Raw genomic sequence first — 15,521 nt, 5'->3', positions numbered from 1 at the left:
CACACTGCGGGACGGGGACCTCTCGAGCGATCAGTTCAGCCGCGCCGACGCGGAGTCCAGGCCTCCCCGGACGCTGACAGCCTTCACCGTGATGGTGTCGGTGGCGGCCTTGACGACCCGCAGGCGGACCTTCTGCCGGTCGCCCCCGTCCAGATAGAACTGGGGTGCGGTTCCGACGGCGCGCGCCCCCTCCACCTGCACGGTGTCCGGAGCGACGATCTTGATCTCCTTCGCCTGCTCGAGAGCGGTCGGGATGCGGCCGGTGTTCCGGACCGAAGCCGTGATCTCGTGCGTCGCTCCGTCACCCTGAGCGCCCTTGAGCTTCTTGACCTTCACGTCGCTGAGGTCGACCTGCGGCAGGGAGTCGGTCAGATACAGGTTGAACCGTGCCTGGTTGGTGGCCCACCCGCCGATCAGATCGGCCGAAGGGTTCTGCGACCAGAACTTCGGGTTGATGCCGCCGATCTCGACCGCCCCCAGCTTCGGGTGCTCCACCTTCGTCCACGGCAGGAAGCAGTTCGTCCGCTCGTTCTCGGCGCACCACCGCGACCGCTCCCAGTCGGCGTACCTGCCGTCCTTGTCGTAGTCGGTGAAGTCACCACCGTTCCAGATCTCGTCGCCGTACCAGATGGCGCCGTACTGGAAGTAGCCGAAGTCGGGGCCGTGCCCGAACAGCGGCGTCGGCTGGCCACCGTTGCGGGTGGCGTAGTCGATGTAGACGCTCCCGGCATGCCGATAGCCGGTGAACGAGATCCCCGCCTTGTCGAAGTGCTCGTAGAGCTTGCGGTCGGTCGAGTACATGCACTCGACGGGGTCGCAGGTCGAGGGCCCCCGCAGATGCATGGGCACCCGGGTGTCCATGCTGTTGACGGCGCCGATGTTGGTGTGTGACATCAGCCAGGTGTAGACGTGCCGGGTCTCCGGCTCGGACAGCGGGTACTCGCCGGCGCCGCCCTGGGTCAGGTTCCGGTCGGTGGCGTCGTCCTCCGGCATGACGTGCCAGTTGTACGGGTAGTTGCGGTGCAGGTCCAGGCCACCGACACCGTCCTCGTCGTAGCGACCGTCGCCGTCGTTGTCCGTACCCTCGGAGAACATCAGGTAGTCGCCCTTGCCCGCGCCGACGTTGAGCATGGCGTTCCTGGCCGGGTCCCGCTCGTCGACGACGTGCGTGCCCTTGCCGGCGCCGACGTACTGGCGCATCTGGCTCAGGTACCCGTCACTGTTGAGGTCCTCACCCGGATCCTCGTCGCGCTTGCCGTCCCCGTCGTTGTCGTACGGCCGCACCGTCGACCGGTTGGTCTGGGCCGTGTACAGGTACATGTCGTGCCCGTCCGGGTTGTTGACCGGGCGGATGTACACGGTCTTCTCGTCGAGCAGCTTGTCGACCTTCTGGTCGCGGCCGGCCCGCGTGATGAGGTGGTGCGCCAGCCACAGCGAGCTCTCGGCCGACGAGACCTCGCCGGAGTGCCGGTTTCCCTCGAAGTAGGCCGCCGGCTTGTCGGTGTCCGCGCCGGTGGACTTGTCCGTGATGGTCACCTGGTAGATCGGCTGGCCGCTGAAGCTCTCCCCGACGATGTGCAGGTCGACGAGGTCGGGACGTTCGTGTGCCCACTTCCGCAGCCACCATTGGATCTCGATGCCGGTGTGGTAGTGGTCGAAGTCCATCTGGCCGGGGTTCTTCGGCTGCACCTGGTCGTACTTGACGACCTTGAACGTGCTTTCGCCGTCTCGTTGGCCGGCGATGGTGATGGTGGGGGACGTGGGGGTCACGCTGCCGGGGAACGGCCCCGGATCCTGCGGCGGCTGCAGGCCGACGGTGTAGGTGGGGGTCGAGGAGAGGGCCGCGCCGTCGAGGAGGTCCGCGCGGTCCGACCCCCAGAGGGGCGTGACGCCGAGGACGAGGGCCCCCGCTGCCAGGGCCGCCACCATGAAGAGCGGGCGCGGGCGTCGGCGGAGGTGCTGTCTCACCAGCGACCGCTGAACGGCGGCAAAGTGAGAGGAGACTGGTGACTGACCGGATGAGGGCTGTCGAACGTCGGAACCCAAGGCAAATCTCCCGTGTCACGTGGTGCTCGCCCGCGCGTAGGCAGGGGCAGCTACGTTCTGTGAGGGTTGCAACCCACTGGGTACTCGAGTTGCGATCACCGTAATCGGTCGGCACATAGATGTAAATGCCTGCATGCCGTTGGCTCCTTACCTCCGGCGGCATCGGAGCAGCGTGACGGCGGCTGTCTCGTCCACGGGAAAGGGAACGAAACGCGTGTCGGTGTCGATCTTTCCGTGTCTAGTGAGGGGCATGAGGTCGGCGAGGACGAACCGCTCGGGGATCATCTGACCCGGTAGGCGGGCCGCAACGATCCGTCGAGACAAAAGGCGTCGCCCGGTCCGTCCACAACCAGCCCCTGTAGTTTCTCCGCCGCTCCGAAGCGCGGTCCGGGGTGGCGGCGTCACGGCGGAGTTATCGTCGGGAAATGCCAGTGCCGTCGCGACGGGTGGTCAGCGCGGAGCGTGTCGTCCAGGGCGGGTGTGTGTTCTTTCTCCGTAACGCCACTGTCGACATGGACGCGCTCGCCGGCAGCCTCTCGGTCAGCCGGGCCACCCTCTACCGGGTGGTGCACAGCCGCGACCGGCTGCTCGGTGACGTGCTCTGGCGCCTCGCGGAGCGGCTGCTCGCCCAGGCCTGCGCCGAGACCGCCGCCACCGGCGTCGAGGGAGTGCTCGAGACGACCCGCCGGTTCACCGTCGCGGTCCGCCGGGCTCGGCCGTTCCGGGCCTTCCTGCGCGACGAGCCGGCGACGGCCGCGCGAGTGCTGTTCACGCCGGCTGGTGGCGTACACGCCCGGGTCGTCGATGCGCAGAAGGGCATCCTGGCCGCCGCCGGCGACCAGGCCTGGTCGCCGGTTGACCTCGACGGCGCCGCCTTCCTGTACGTGCGCATCGTCGAGTCCCTGCTGTACGCGGAGCTGATTCACGGGCGGCGGGCCGATCCCGCCACAGCGGAACGGGCCGCCCGGGCGGTGCTCGAAGCGTGCTGAGCGGCGGCTGCGACAGCCGTCTCAGCTCTCCGCCGCCCAGTTCCGGCGGCATTGAAGACCGTTTATGGTACGGCCAGGAAAGTCGTTGTGAAGGAGTCTTCGCCATGACACGTCCACGGCGTACCGCCGCACTCACCGCCGCTCTGGTCACCACCCTGGTCGGCACGCTACTCGCCTCGGCACCGGCGGGCGCTGCCGCACCCCCGCAGCGGGAGCCGGTCGCCCGCGCCGCGGTCCACGGTCCGATCCCGGGCACCGTGCCGGGCGACCCGCTCGCAAAGCGGCTGGCCGACACCTACCCCTTCTTCTCGACGCCGTTCGACCTGGCCGCCAAGGGCTACGTCGAGGAGGAGTTCTATCTCTCCGGCGTCGCCGACGGTTGGGACACCGCCGGCAACCGGGTCGCGACCGACGTGGCGTACCAGACCCGGCTGGTCGTGCGCCGGCCTGCTGACCCGCGCCGGTTCAGCGGCGTCGCCCTGGTGGAGTGGCAGAACGTCACGGCGGGGTACGACCTGGACGCGCTATGGAACGCCGAGGCGACGATCCGCGCCGGCGACGCCTGGATCGGAGTCTCCGCCCAGCGGGTCGGTGTCGACCAGCTGCGCGGCTGGAGCCCGACCCGGTACGGCGGGCTCGACGTCACCGGCGGGGGACGGTACGTCGGCGACGAGCTCTCGTACGACATCTTCGCCCAGGCCGGCAGGGCCGTCGCCGACCCGCGGAGTGTCTCGCCGCTGGGCCGGCTGCGTGCCCGCACCCTGCTGGCCATCGGCGCCTCCCAGTCGGCCGGCCGGATGACTGTCTACTACGACCGGGTCCTGCCCCAGGTGCAGCCGGTGTTCGAGGGGTACGGCTTCATCGTGGGCTCCGCGCCTACCCGGGTCGGTCACGAGCCGGTGTTCCAGGTGCTGTCCGAGACCGACGTGCGCACGCCCGTCCGCCCGGCCGACACCGACCGGTTCCGCCGGTGGGAGGTGGCCGGCGCGGCACACAGCGGCCAGCACGGCCAGGTCTACCGGGCGCCGATTCAGGAGCGCGACCTGGGCGCCGCCCCGGTCTACACCTGTGCGCGACCGCCGTTCAGCCGCGTGCCGATGCACCACGTCACCGCCGCCGCGTACGCCCACCTGGTGCGCTGGGTGCAGCGGGGCACCCCGCCGCCGACCGCGCCGCCGCTGGTGTTCAACCCCGACGGCACGAAGGCCCGCGACGCACACGGCCTGGCCCGCGGCGGGATCCGGCTGTCGCAGGTGGCCGTGCCGACCGCACTGAACACCGGCGACAACGCCGGCGAGTCGTTCTGCGGGCTGTTCGGCACCTACCAGCCGTTTGACGAGGCCACCCTGGACCAGCTCTACCGGACCCACTCCGGCTACGTGGCCCGCGTGGTGACCGCCGACGTCCGCAACATCGCCGCCGGCTACCTCCGGCCGGCCGACGCCGCCGCGAACCTCCGCGACGCACTCCACGCCGACGTGGGAAACCCCGGCGCCTGAACAATCCCGGCCGGCATGCCGAGCTGCCGATGCGTCGAGTCCCGTGTTCGAGCGAACGGCCGGGACGCAGCCCCGCGCCTATGCGCCCGGGGCGCCCCGGATGGCGTTGAGTGCCCTGTCGAGTGCCTGGTCTGCCGGGACGGGTACATCGGGGACCACTCCGACGCCTTCCCAGTTGGTGCCGGTAACGCTGTTGATGGTCCGGGCGGTCGGCACGGTCACAAGGACGTGTTCGGTGACCGCGTGGCGGGCCGTCGGATGCGCGCCACCACGTGTCGTCTCACCGACGACGACGGCCCGCCCGTGCGCCTGAAGGGTGTACGCCACGTCCTCGCCCCCGGAGAACGTCATCGCGCCGGTGAGCACATAGACCGGGCGGTCGGCATAGCGCGGCGCGGGAAGGTGCGCGGTCGTCCAGAACTGGCGGGTGGCGCCGGTGGACCGCTCGTAGAAGTCGTTGAGGTGCACCTGATCGTCGCGGAAGAAGTAGCTGCACCACATCGCGGCTCCCTCCGGTGCGCCGCCGACGCATGCGCGCAAGTCCAGGATGAGGGCGGAGCTGAGGGCGACCAGTTGCATGGCCGCGCCGATCGCGTCGGCGCCTTCATCGGCGTACGCGATGCGCCGCACGTCGACGAGCCCGACGTTCCCTTCCAGGTGCTCGACACGGCGGATTCCCTGGTTCTCCGCCCTGAGCAGCGCGAGGAACGCGGCCCGCCCGCCGTCTTCGTCCGCTGGATCCAGCGACTGCGGCTGGTCCGACCACAGCAGCCGCAGATGCTTGTCCGGGCACACCTCCTGAAGGTGAGCGGTCACCGTCTCGCAGAGCACCGGCCCGTCCAGGTCGTCGTACTCGCCTGCTGCGAGACGGCGCCGAATCGCGGCACCGATTTCCACGACCTTCGCAGGAAAGACATACCCTGCCTCGATCCGATCCAGGGCCCGTCCGACTATCTGTTCAATTGAGAGCACAGCGGGCGACGGTAGACCGCAAACAGCCTCACGACCACCGAATTTCGTGCAGGTTCTGGCGCCACAAGGTGTGGCCATAGCCGCGCGACACGCGCCCGGGGGACGACGTTACAGTGGCCGCGATCCGCGCACTTGCCATGGTGGCGCGGGGGTCGGGTCTCCCCGGCCGATCGCTGCGCCGCCCACGCTCCCGGTCGGCATACGGGTGGTTACCTTTGCGTAGCGGGCGGGTGGTTGCGCCCGAGCGTCGAAAAGCGAGATCATCACGCATGCTCGACCCCTCGCCCGAGGACGACGGGACTCCACCGACGGTCTCTACGCCGCATTTCGTGGGTCGTGATCGGGAGATGGCCGCGCTTCGGGGTGCCCTGGCCCGGCCACCGGCGATCGTGCTGGTAGAGGGCGAGGCGGGGATCGGGAAGAGCCGACTGCTGCGAGAGTGGTTGGCCGCGCCGGACCAGCGCACTGCCTTGGTCTCGGTGTGCCCACCGCTTCGCGAGTCGCTGACGTTGGGGCCGATCGTCGACGCGTTCCGTGGGATCGACCGCCCGGCGTCGCGATTGCGGCTCACCGAGCTTGCGGGTGCGTTACGGCCCCTGTTCCCTGAATGGTCCTCGGACCTGCCGCCCGCACTGCCGCCCTTGGACGATGCGAAGGCGGCACGGCATCGCCTGTTCCGCGCCCTGGACGAGCTGCTGCGGGCCCTGCGTGTCGACGTTCTCGTGCTCGAGGACGCGCACTGGGCAGACGAGGTGACCCTGGAGTTCCTGCTGTTCGTCACCTCCCGACAGCACTCGGACGGGCCGAGCCTCGTGATCTCCTATCGGCCGGAGGAGGTGGACGTCGGATCGCTGTTGCTGCGGCTGACGTCCCGGTTGCCTGCTGGCGTGACCCAGCTGAGGATCGCCCTGGCGCCGATGCGACCCAACGACACGGCAGCGCTGGTGTCCTCGATGCTGGACGGCAACCCGATCTCGCAGGAGTTCACGACGTTCATGCACGAGCGGACCGGTGGCGTTCCTCTGGCGCTGGAGGAATCGGTTCGCCTCATGTGCGACCGCGCCGACCTCGTCTTCCGCGACGGACAGTGGGTCCGGCTGAAGCTGCGCGAGCTACAGGTGCCGCCGACGGTGCGCGACTCCACCCGGGAGCGGGTGGGCCGTCTGTCGCCGACGGCGCAGCAGGTCTTGCGAGCCGCGGCCACGTTGGCTGAGCGGTCATTGGAGGCCACGATCGCGGTGACCGCCGGCCTGTCCCCAGCTGCGTGTCGAGGCGCTGTGGCGGAGGCGGCCAACGCCGGCGTCCTGGACGGAGACGACCGCGGCCAGTGGCGCTTCCGGCATGTGCTGGCCGCCACGGCTGTCTACGAAGCGATCCCGTTGACCGACCGCAGACACTTCCACCTGCTGGCCGGCCGGGCCCTGGAGGACATCGATCCGCCGCCTGTCGCACGCCTTGCCCACCACTTCCGTGAGGCGGGCGAGACGCAGGCCTGGGCGCGGTACGCCGAGCAGGGTGCCGAGCTGGCGATGGCCTCGGGTGACCACACCAAGGCGGTCGACCTGCTGGTCGATCTGTTGTCGTGGGCCGTGCTGCCGCCAGCGGATCGGGCACGAGTCGCGCGCATCGCCGGAGTTGCCGCACTGGGTCGTCGTGAACGGGTCGACGAGGTCTATCACCGCGTGATCCGTACCTTGCGCTCGGTGCTGGAGACCCCCGGTCTCTCCGCCCGCCAGCAGGCCGAGATCCGCAACCCCCTGGGTCGGCTCCTGATCACCGGGGGTGAGGCGCAGGCCGCACTCGGCGAGCTGGAGCAGGCGGTGGCCAACCTCGACCATGACCCGGTCGAGGCGGCTCGGGCAATGACCTACCTCGGATGGGCCTATGCGGGACCGTGGCCGGCGTCGACCCATCGGCGTTGGCTGGATCGCGCCGCTGAGCTCACCGCCGGATTCGATTCTCCCGCCGAGCGGCTGAACCTGGCCGGCAACCGGGCCGCCGCGTTGCTCATGCTCGGCGAAGAGGAGGCCTGGGACGTCGTCGCCGGCCTGCCCATCGACGGCGCGACCTCGGCGGAGCGTCTCGACGTGGCCCGCATCCACGCAAATGTCGGCACCGGCGCACTGATCTGGGGCCGGTACGCCGACGCGGAAAAACACCTCGCCGTGACCATGCGCCTTGCCGAGGCCGAGCAGGCATCCCGGCTGCAGCACAACGTCCGCCTCGAACAGGCCAACCTGGCGTGGCTCACCGGCCGGTGGGAGGGTCTCGCGGAGCGAAGCGCGGCACTCGCCGATGTCGACCGGGACCGGCCGGCGCACTACCTCGGCAGCATTCGCCTCGCGGCCCGGCTGGCAGCCGCAGCCGGACGGCGGCGGGCTGCGGAGGAGCAGTTCCGGCTGGTCCTCGAAGAGTCTGCCCGTCTCGGCGCAGCCGACGACACGATGGAGGCCGCCGCTGCGCTGGCCAGACTGTGGCTGACGGACGGAAACAGCGGCCGGGCGCTGCAGATCACGAACGAGCCGATGGACACCGTACGGAGAAAAGGCATCTGGGTCTGGGCCACGGACCTCGTCCCCGCCCGGATCGAGGCGCACCTCGCCGCCGGCGACCTGAAGACCGCGACACGCCTGGGCGACCAGTTCGCCAGAGGACTGCGTGGCCGTACGGCGCCTGCGCCGCGCGCCGCCCTCACCGTGTGCCGTGCCCTGCTGCTCGCCGCAGCCGGGGACCACGCCCGAGCGGCGACGGCGTACGACCGGGCGGCGCGCGCGTGGAGCGCGTTGCCGCGCCCCTACGACGCCATGCTCGCTCGCGAGCGTCAAGCCGAGGCGCTCATCGCGCACGGCCAGATCGAACAGGGCCGAGAGCTGCTGGCCGCACAGTACGAGCAACTGTTCAGGCTCGGAGCCCGCGGCGATGCGGACCGTGTGGCACAGCGGCTTCGCGAGCACGGCGCCGAGGTCCCGCGATTGTGGCGCGGCGGCCGGCGAGGGTACGGCGACCAGCTCTCACCTCGCGAACTCGACGTGGTCCAACTGGTTGTCGCTGGCAAGACGAACCGGGAGATCAGCCGGATCCTGGCCAAGTCGCCGGCCACGGTGGATCAACAGCTGCGTGCGGCGATGCGCAAGTTGAAGGTGACCTCCCGGACCGCGCTCGCGGTCAAGGCGGTGGAGGCCGGAGTGTTCGCAGAAGAGGACTCCCTCGAGACGCCGTCGTGAATATTGACGTATCCGCTGGATAGCGAAGGTCACTCGTCCCCCCGAGCATGACTGCATGATCCATAGCCCTATGGCAATGCATGCCTGAGCGACCTGTCGCGCGTGACGACGCCGCCATCGAGCACCCGCCACCTCCCGAGCTGTCCCGCGAGCCGCGCGTCGACGCCCCCGACGCCGACGGTGCCGACGGTGCCGACGACCACAAGAACCACGACCCCTATCAACCCCTGTAGGTCAAAGGACCCATATGAGACTCAAAGCCCTCGCGGCTTCGCTGGCCGTGGCGGTCGGCCTGAGCATGATCCAGCCACCACCGGCGTCCGCCGCTGAGCCGGATCCCGGCGCCGCCGACAAGAAGATCGCGTCGAACCTGAAGGACCGCTTCCGCACGGAGCCGGCTTCCGACTTCTGGATCACGTTCGACACCAAGGCCGACCTCGGGCCGGCGAAGAAGATCACCGACTGGACCGCTCGCGGTCGGTTCGTCCACGACGCGCTGACCGCAGCGGCGAAGAACTCCCTGGCATCCGTCTCCACCGAACTCGATCGGGCAGGCGTCAAATACACCTCCTACCCGATCGCCAACACCGTGCTCGTCAAGGGGGGCACCGAAAAGCTCGCCCTCAACGTGGCCTCGAAGGTGCAGGTCGCCGAGATCTACGCGACGCCGCAGGTCGCGCTGGTCGAGCCCGTGGACGAGAAGATTCCAGCTGACCAGGCTTCCCGCCCAGCCGCCCCGAAGGCCGCCGCCGAGGATGGCACCGTTTCGTGGGGTCTGGACGCGATCCACGCCCCCCAGGCGTGGGCCATGGGGGCCACCGGTGCGGGCATCACCGTGTCCAACCTCGACTCGGGCGTTCAATTCGACCACCCCGCCCTGATGCACCAGTACCGCGGCACGAAGCCCGACGGCACCATCGACCACAACTACAACTGGATGGGCACCCGGGGCACGTGCACGGGCGCGCCGTGCGACGACAACGGACACGGCACGCACACCATGGGCACCATGGTCGGCGACGACGGCACCAACCACGTCGGCGTCGCCCCGGACGCGCAGTGGATCGCGACGAACGGCTGCTGCGACAGCACCGGCGTCGAATCGCTGCTCCGGTCCGGCTGGTGGCTGCTCGCCCCGACCGACGTTCAGGGGAACAACCCCGACCCGTCCAGGCGCCCCCACGTCATCAACAACTCGTGGGGCCAGACCGTCGAGCACAGCTTCGACGACTTCTTCCAGGCCATCGACGAGGCCTGGACCGCAGCGGGCATCTTCAGCGCCTGGTCATCGGGCAACACCACGCCGTACGCGGCCTGCGACACCGTTTCCTCGCCCGGCTCCGCCGAGAGTGCCTACTCCGTCGGTGCGTACGACTCGAGCGGCACGCTCGCGTCGTTCTCCCGCAAGGGCGAGGGTGAAGGTGGCCGGATCAAGCCTGAGATCTCCGCTCCGGGTGTCGCCGTCCGCTCGTCCTACCCGGGCAACAGCTACACCGAGATGTCCGGCACGTCGATGGCGGCGCCCCACGTCGCGGGCGCCGTCGCGGCGCTGTGGAGTTACGACCCGACCCTCATCGGGCAGGTCGAGCAGACCCGCCGTCTCCTCGGCGAGTCGGCCGTCGACGCCGACGACACCGAGTGCGGCGGCACCGCCGAGGTCAACAACAAGTACGGCGAAGGCCGGCTCGACCTCGTCCGCCTGCTCGAACTCGCGCCCCGGCAGGGCGGCACCCTCACCGGTGTCGTCACCGCCAACGGCGCCCCGGTCCCCGCCGCCGAGGTGACGATCAGCGGGCCGTTCAGCCGGTCGATCGGAACCGACAAGGACGGCCGGTTCACGACGAACCTCCCGGTCGGCGACTACCAGCTCAGCACCAAGGTCTTCGGCTACCTGACCGCGACCGCCAACGTCACGATTTCCCTCGGCCAGGACACCTCCGTCAAGCTGCCGCTCACCGCCGCCGCGAAGCACGACATCAGCGGCAGGGTCGTCGATGACAAGAAGAAGCCCGTCCCGAACGCCGACGTCTCCGTCAAGGACACGCCGCTGAAGCCGGTACGCACGGATGCCAACGGCGCGTTCACGATCACCGGTGTCCCCGAGGGCGGGTACACGCTGACCGTCAAGCCCAACGCCTGCTACTCGCCCACCACGGTCCCGCTGACCGTCGGCGCGCAGAACGAGTCGCGCGAGATCCCCGTCGGGCTCGTCGTCGACAAGGGCGGCTACAGCTGCGCCGTCTCCGACGGCGAGTACCTGCGCGGCACCGACCAGGTCGAGTTCACCAGCGGCGTGTGGGCGACGGTGAAGCTGCCGTTCCCGATCGCGCTCTACAACGGCAGCCACGACACCCTCGGCGTCAGCCTGCGCGGCGTGATCTCCCCGGACACCTCCACCGGACCCGGCAGCGGCGGTGCGGGCGTCTTCCCGCTCTACGTCCAGACCCCCGTCGAGTTCGCCCCCGGCGGGGGAGTCTTCACGGCAGCCACCAAGGTCAACGGCGAGGACGCGTTCGTCGTCGAGTTCCGCAACGCCAAACTCTGGGCCTACCCGACGCGGTCCGAGTACACGGAGCCGGTCAACTATTCGGCCACGCTCACCCGCTCCGGCACCGTGATCTTCGGGTACGGCGACGGCATCGGGACCAACGACCCGGTGACCGCCGGCGCCCACGCCACCACCGGCATCCAGGGTTGGGCCGGCGTCGACGGCATCCGGTTCTCCGACAGCGCCCCGGTGCTGCACGACGGGATGATCGTCTCCTACGACATGCCCGACTTCGGGTATCTCGACGCGACCGTCGTCGACCAGAACGACGGGCTGCCGGTGGCCGGGGCCAAGGTCTCGTTCACGAACAAGAATGGGCTCGTCGAGACCGTCACGACCAACGGGACGGGCATCGTGCACCGCCAGCTTCCGGTCGGCGACTACACCATGACGGTCGACACGCCGAACTACACGACCGCGGCATACCCCTTCACCCTCGACAAGCTCTACGCGAAGGCCAAGATCGACGCACGTCTGACCACGGGCGTCGCCGGGCTGAAGGCCGACGGCCTCGACGCGGTGCTGGGCACCGACCAGAAGGGCGTCGGCACGCTCACGCTGACCAACACCGGCTCGGCAGCCCTGACGTACGACCTGGGCGAGGCCGCGCGCCACCCCGAGCTCGACGCCGCCGGCGCCACCACGCGCACCGCGAAGGGTGCGGCCAGCACGATCGACCTCACTGCCTGGAAGACCGGCGCGAGCGGCATGAAGCCGTCGAACGCCGACGGCAAGGCTGCGACGGCGAAGGCCGCGGAAGCACAGGCGGCCGGCAAGGTCGGCGTGACCTCCGGCGGAGACGTCATCACCCGGATCGCCATCCCGGGCACGATCCAGGAGAAGGAGCCCTCCGGCGTCGGGTACGACGGCGACGTCTGGGTCCACGACTACAACGCGCGGACCAACACCGCCTACACGGTGACGGGCAAGCCGACCGGCAAGGTCTTCGACGCGTCGTGGAACCCCGGGTACCGGGCGTTCGACATGGCGCTCGACACCAAGACCGGTGACATGTGCCAGATGGAGGACAGCCCGGCCAGCTACATCCACTGCTTCGACCGGGAAACCGGGAAGGAGACCCGGCAGATCAAGGGTGACTGGTCCACGCTGCAGCTGACCGGACTCGCCTACAACCCGATCCAGGACGTGTTCTACGTCGGCGGCCGGGCGAACGGCATGATCGGCACCGTCGCCGGGACGTCGCACGACAACGCGGGTGCGCTGCTGTCGTTCTGCGCCCCGCCGCTGCCCGAGGTGATGGGCCTGGCCTACAACCAGACGTCCGACACCATCTGGTACACCGACCTCACCTCGAACAGGGCCACCCGCCTGCTGCAGGTCGACCCCGACGACTGCTCGCTCGTCAACGCGTGGTGGTTCCCGGGCCAGAAGGCGGGCCAGGGCGGCGGCCTCGAGACCGACTCGACCGGCGCGCTGTGGGCGGCGGACCAGGTCGCCGATGACGTCGTGCTGGTCGACGTCGAGGACGACCTGCTCACCGACCTGCCGTGGCTGTCGCTCTCCTCGACCGGCGGCACCCTTGCCCCGGGTCAGTCGACGACCGTCAAGGTGTCGATCTCCTCGAAGGACGCCAAGCCAGGCGTCCTCGGCGCGAACATCGTGGTCCGGTCCGACTCCGGACGCCAGTCCAAGACCTACGTTCCCGTGACGCTCACGACCACGAAGTACCAGGTCGGCGTCAACGCCGGCGGCTCAAAGTTCACCGACGGCTCCGGCTACACCTGGTCCGGCGACCAGGCCGCCGGCAAGAAGGCGTGGGGCTACGAGGGGAAGACGAAGGTCACCTTCACGAAGGCCGGGATCGAGCGTACGACGGACGACGCGCTGTTCCAGTCGCAGCGCACCACGCCGGACAAGCAGTTGTTCTACCGCTTCCCCGACGCGCCCAAGGGCACCTACGCGATCGATCTCGGGTTTGCCGAGATCGAGAACGTGGCCAAGGGCAAGCGGGTGTTCGACGTCCTCGTGGACGGAACGCTGACGGAGTACGCGTACGACCCGGCCGCGGCCGTGGGGCCGAACGCCGCCGATTGGCGCACCGCCGTCGTGAAGCACGAGGGCGGTCCGCTGACCGTGGAGCTGCGGGGCTCGAAGGGCCTACGGGCCCCGACCATTGCCGCGCTGCGGGTGACGCTCGACCCGCGCGCAGACACGGCGGAGCCGGAGCCCCAGCCCGAGCAGCCGGAGCCGGGCCCCGTGCCGGTGGCCCCCGCGGGTCGCTCGTACTCGATGAAGGTGACCGACGGGCTCTACCGCCAGGGCACGGAGGAGTCCGGGTGGCACGGCGATGACGTCTGCGGCGTGCTGTGGTTCGACTCCAGCTTCCTGTTCCCGTTCTACGACACGGCCTGGGACGGCGTGTGCGTGACGACGAACGGCCAGCTGATCTTCGACCAGGCCAGCGCCGTGGGAGGCAACACGGAACTGCCGTCGCCATACACGTTCGACGCGATCTATCCGCTCTGGGATGACCTGCTCGTCGACGACCAGGCGGGCATCTACTTCGGCACCACCGAGGTGGACGGCCTGGCGGCTGAGGTGATCGAGTGGCGCAACGCCACCTTCTACGACGACCGGACGGCTCGGGTGAGCTTCTCGGTCACCCTGATCGCGGACGGACGGATCCAGATCGGGTACGCCGACGGCGTCGGCGGCGACAACCCCCTCACCAAGGGGTCGTCGGCGACCGTCGGCCTGGAGAGCCTGACGCGCAACCCCGCGAGCCAGTACTCCTTCAACCAGCCCATCCTGAAGGCCGGCCTGGGGCTGGACTACACCCTCCCGGCCGCGGGCACGATCGAGGGCACCGTCACCGACAAGAACGACGGCAAGCCGATCGCGGGCGCGATCGTCACGCTCAAGGGGCCGAGCGGTGAACGGGTCATCACGACCGACGTGAAGGGCCGGTGGAAGGCCCAGGCGTTGGTCGGCGAGAACACCGTGCAGGTCGAGGTGCCGAACTACGTCACCGCCAGCCACCCCGTGACCATCGCCAAGAAGGATCAGGCCGAGGTCGTCGACACGGCGTTGACCACGGGCATCGCCACCGTCACCGCAGGTGACCTCGACTGGCTCCTCGACAAGGACCAGAAGGCGACGGCCGACGTGACCGTGACCAACACCGGCTCCGCCCCGCTCGAGGTGCGGCTCAGCGAACAGGAACGCACCAGCGACGGCGGGCACGAGGCCGCCGACCTTCCGTGGCTGACCCTCACGGGCGCGGCCGCAACCGGCACGGTCACGCTCGCGGTCGGCGCGTCCACCACGGTCACGGCGACGGCCGACAACGCCGCCGTCGAGCCCGGCGTGCTCGTCGGGGACGTGCTCGTGGCGTCGAACGCCGGCAAGGGCGAGGCCCAGCTCAAGCCGGTCCGCCTGGCCACCTCGGCCTACTGGAAGGGCGTCGACGTGGGCGGGTCCGGACACGTCGGTGCCGACGGTTTCTTCTGGTCGCCCGACCAGCAACTCGGCTCGCGGCCGTGGGGCTACGTCGGCGGCAAGGCGCGTTCCACCAAGGCCGACATCGCCGGCACGAAGGACGACGCGCTGCTCCGCACCCAGCGAACCGGCGAGACGTTCAGCTACGTGTTCAAGAACGCCCCCGCCGGGACGTACCGGATCGGCCTCGACTTCGCGGAGATCGAGAAGGTCAAGGTTGGCAAGCGTGCCTTCGATGTTCTCGCCGACGGCAAGGTCGTGCTCTACGACCACGACGTGCAGGCGAAGGTGGGTGCGCTGACCGCGGACCTGAACACGGTCACCGTTGAGCACGCCGGCGGCGATCTGAAGATCGAGCTTCGCCGCGAAAAGGGCGAGGGCGACCCGATCCTCAACGCCCTGAAGGTCCAGCAGGACCCGCGCCTGTGAGCTAGCCAACCGATCGGCCAACAGTGGTCAGAGCCTCCACGGAAAGGATCGCCGTGGAGGCTCTGACCACGACTACCGAGTTCGCGGCTTCGGACCGTACTCACGCTGGCCCTGCCGCACCGGGAAGCCCCGACACGGCCCTCCGCCGCGCGGGTCGAACGGTCCACGAACGGGGTTCCCGGCGAGGTGACGGTTCTCGCCGCGTGCACGGCCGCGCGGCACCGCGCAGCGCCAGTGTCATCACGGTGGCGTCGACTACAGGGGCGCGCAATAGGGCGCGCGGCGGCTGTCTGCTTCGCACAGCCGTCGAGAGCGCCGTCCCGATTCATGGGGGACCATCGAAAAGAGGCCATTC

General features: G+C 69.6%; 7 protein-coding genes. 5 read left to right on the top strand and 2 right to left on the bottom strand.

Going from position 1 to position 15,521, the window contains the following annotated elements; translation table 11 throughout:
• Window positions 1-30 precede the first annotated feature (30 nt).
• Window positions 31-1,968 (bottom strand): M14 family metallopeptidase, encoded by a 1,938-nt coding sequence (locus EAD89_RS26440; RefSeq protein WP_199733635.1) that lies wholly within the window; start codon window positions 1,966-1,968, stop codon window positions 31-33.
• A 503-nt stretch (window positions 1,969-2,471) separates the two neighbouring features.
• Between EAD89_RS26440 and EAD89_RS26435 the strand changes: the two genes are divergently transcribed.
• Together EAD89_RS26435 and EAD89_RS26430 are read left to right on the top strand one after the other, a co-directional pair.
• The gene (locus EAD89_RS26435; RefSeq protein WP_121677602.1) at window positions 2,472-3,035 is read left to right on the top strand and encodes a QsdR family transcriptional regulator; all 564 of its coding nucleotides are present in this window, start codon (window positions 2,472-2,474) and stop codon (window positions 3,033-3,035) included.
• Window positions 3,036-3,139: 104 nt separating this feature from the next.
• Window positions 3,140-4,534 (top strand): alpha/beta hydrolase domain-containing protein, encoded by a 1,395-nt coding sequence (locus EAD89_RS26430; protein WP_199733634.1) that lies wholly within the window; start codon window positions 3,140-3,142, stop codon window positions 4,532-4,534.
• 78 nt (window positions 4,535-4,612) lie between these two features.
• Here EAD89_RS26430 and EAD89_RS26425 read toward each other — a convergent pair whose 3' ends face one another.
• A complete protein-coding gene (locus tag EAD89_RS26425) occupies window positions 4,613-5,506 on the bottom strand; it encodes a S41 family peptidase (protein ID WP_121677601.1) in 894 nt (297 codons plus the stop codon).
• A gap of 269 nt (window positions 5,507-5,775) precedes the next feature.
• Here EAD89_RS26425 and EAD89_RS26420 point away from each other — a divergent pair, with 269 nt between their 5' ends.
• The 3 genes from EAD89_RS26420 (at window position 5,776) to EAD89_RS26415 (ending at window position 15,166) form a co-directional block, all read left to right on the top strand.
• Window positions 5,776-8,730, top strand: a complete 2,955-nt coding sequence (locus EAD89_RS26420) for an AAA family ATPase (protein ID WP_121677600.1) — start codon at window positions 5,776-5,778, stop codon at window positions 8,728-8,730.
• A gap of 80 nt (window positions 8,731-8,810) precedes the next feature.
• Window positions 8,811-8,963 carry a hypothetical protein gene (locus tag EAD89_RS30570; RefSeq protein ID WP_158610777.1) on the top strand — a complete coding sequence of 51 codons (153 nt, stop codon included), beginning with the start codon at window positions 8,811-8,813 and terminating at the stop codon, window positions 8,961-8,963.
• 14 nt (window positions 8,964-8,977) lie between these two features.
• The gene (locus EAD89_RS26415; protein WP_121677599.1) at window positions 8,978-15,166 is read left to right on the top strand and encodes a S8 family serine peptidase; all 6,189 of its coding nucleotides are present in this window, start codon (window positions 8,978-8,980) and stop codon (window positions 15,164-15,166) included.
• Window positions 15,167-15,521: the final 355 nt, after the last annotated feature.

This window comes from Micromonospora sp. BL4, from assembly GCF_003667505.1.
Lineage (GTDB): Bacteria > Actinomycetota > Actinomycetes > Mycobacteriales > Micromonosporaceae > Micromonospora.
This window is presented reverse-complemented; position numbering and strand designations above follow the sequence as displayed.

What these genes read in the sequence shown, in the direction of transcription:
- EAD89_RS26435 (WP_121677602.1), top strand. Translation starts at nt 2,472, where the DNA reads ATGCCAGTGCCGTCGCGACGGGTGGTCAGCGCGGAGCGTGTCGTCCAG.
- EAD89_RS26430 (WP_199733634.1), top strand. Translation starts at nt 3,140, where the DNA reads ATGACACGTCCACGGCGTACCGCCGCACTCACCGCCGCTCTGGTCACC.
- EAD89_RS26420 (WP_121677600.1), top strand. Translation starts at nt 5,776, where the DNA reads ATGCTCGACCCCTCGCCCGAGGACGACGGGACTCCACCGACGGTCTCT.
- EAD89_RS30570 (WP_158610777.1), top strand. Translation starts at nt 8,811, where the DNA reads ATGCCTGAGCGACCTGTCGCGCGTGACGACGCCGCCATCGAGCACCCG.
- EAD89_RS26415 (WP_121677599.1), top strand. Translation starts at nt 8,978, where the DNA reads ATGAGACTCAAAGCCCTCGCGGCTTCGCTGGCCGTGGCGGTCGGCCTG.